The organism is Mesorhizobium sp. M1A.F.Ca.IN.020.06.1.1 (assembly GCF_004023265.1).
Lineage (GTDB): Bacteria > Pseudomonadota > Alphaproteobacteria > Rhizobiales > Rhizobiaceae > Mesorhizobium.
Genome location: NZ_RZSR01001224.1, coordinates 1 through 1,447, shown reverse-complemented (window position 1 = coordinate 1,447; position 1,447 = coordinate 1). Strand labels below are relative to the sequence as shown.

Sequence of the window (1,447 nt, the reverse complement as noted above, 5' to 3'; positions counted from 1 at the left end):
CCGCGAGCCCATCCGGCAGCGGCACCTCGGAACGGTTGACGAGCGCGGCGATCTCGAAGCTCGGATTGGTGTGATAGGCCAGCGCATGGCTGCGGCCCATATTGCCAAGGCCGGCGACGACGACGCGAAGAGGCTGTTCTGCACTCACTTGACGGCTCCTGACGTGATGCCGCGGATCAGCTGCCGCGAGAAGATGACGTAGAGGATCAGCACCGGCAGGATCGCCAGCGAGAGCGCCGCCAGGATCGCGTTCCAGTTGGTGACGAACTGGCCGAGGAAGAGCTGCGCGCCGAGCGTCACCGTCTTGGTCTCTTCCGACGGCGCCAGGATCAGCGGGAACCACAGGTCGTTCCAGATCGGGATCATGGTGAAGACGGCGACCGTCGCCATCGACGGGCGCACCAGCGGCAGCACCAGCCGGAAGAAGATCGTGTACTCCGACAGCCCGTCGATCCTGCCGGCGTTCTTCAGGTCGTCGGACACCTGCTTCATGAACTCCGACAGAATGAAGATCGCGAGCGGCAGGCCTTGCGCCGTGTAGACCAGGATCAGCGCCGTCAGCGTGTTGACCAGCCCGCTCGCCACCATCAGCTGCAGGATGGCGACGGTGCCGAGGCGGATCGGGATCATGATGCCGAGCGCGAGATAGAGCCCCATCATCGTGTTGCCGCGGAAGCGGTATTCCGACAGTGCGAAAGCGGCCATGGCGCCGAACAGAAGCACGAAGAACAGCGAGGCGACCGTTACGACGAGGCTGTTCTGGAAATAATGCAGAAAGTCGCCCTGGCCGAACACGGTGGTGTAGCCGATCAGGTCGAAAGTTTTGGGCGTCGGCGGCGTCAGCGGCGCGCCAAAAATACCGGCGCGCGACTTGAACGAGTTCATGATGACCAGGATCACCGGGAACAGCGCGATCACCGTGTAGGTCAAAAGGACGGCATGGGCGCCGATGGTCCGGGGAAGCGAATGTGTTGCGGTGCTCATGGCGCGCCTCAGAACTGATAGCGACGCAGGCGCGTCTGGACGAGGAACAGGTAGACGCAGACGCCGGCGAGGATGATCAGGAACATGATCGTGGCGATCGCGGCACCCATGTTGGGATCGCCGACCTGCAGCTGGAAACCGAAGAAGGCGCGGTAGAGGAAGGTGCCGAGGATGTCGGTCGAATAATTCGGACCGGCGAGCGCCCCTTGCGCGGTGTAGATCAGGTCGAAAGCGTTGAAATTGCCCACGAAGGTCAGGATCGAGATGATGCCGATCGAAGGCAGGATCAGCGGCAGCTTGATCTTCCAGAACTGCGCCATACCGGTGACGCCGTCGCATTCGGCGGCCTCGATCACCTCGTCCGGGATCGACAGAAGTGCTGCATAGATCAGCATCATCGGGATGCCGACGAACTGCCAGACCGAGACGAGGCTGAGCGCGGTGAGCGCATATTGCTCTTTGC

2 protein-coding genes and 1 pseudogene are annotated in these 1,447 nt (G+C 62.3%); all 3 read right to left on the bottom strand.

Going from position 1 to position 1,447, the window contains the following annotated elements; genetic code table 11:
* Positions 1-256 (bottom strand): annotated as a pseudogene (locus EOA60_RS39385) (Gfo/Idh/MocA family oxidoreductase); the annotation flags it as partial.
* Positions 145-984, bottom strand: a complete 840-nt coding sequence (locus EOA60_RS32695; protein WP_066996124.1) for a carbohydrate ABC transporter permease — start codon at positions 982-984, stop codon at positions 145-147. The gene EOA60_RS32695 and the pseudogene EOA60_RS39385, both read right to left, overlap by 112 nt.
* 8 nt (positions 985-992) lie before the next feature.
* Positions 993-1,447, bottom strand: a 455-nt coding sequence (locus EOA60_RS32690) for a sugar ABC transporter permease (RefSeq protein WP_164899759.1), incomplete at its 5' end; no start/stop codon positions are given.

Coding starts and splice junctions, on each gene's coding strand:
- EOA60_RS32695 (WP_066996124.1), bottom strand. CDS start 984: ATGAGCACCGCAACACATTCGCTTCCCCGGACCATCGGCGCCCATGCC.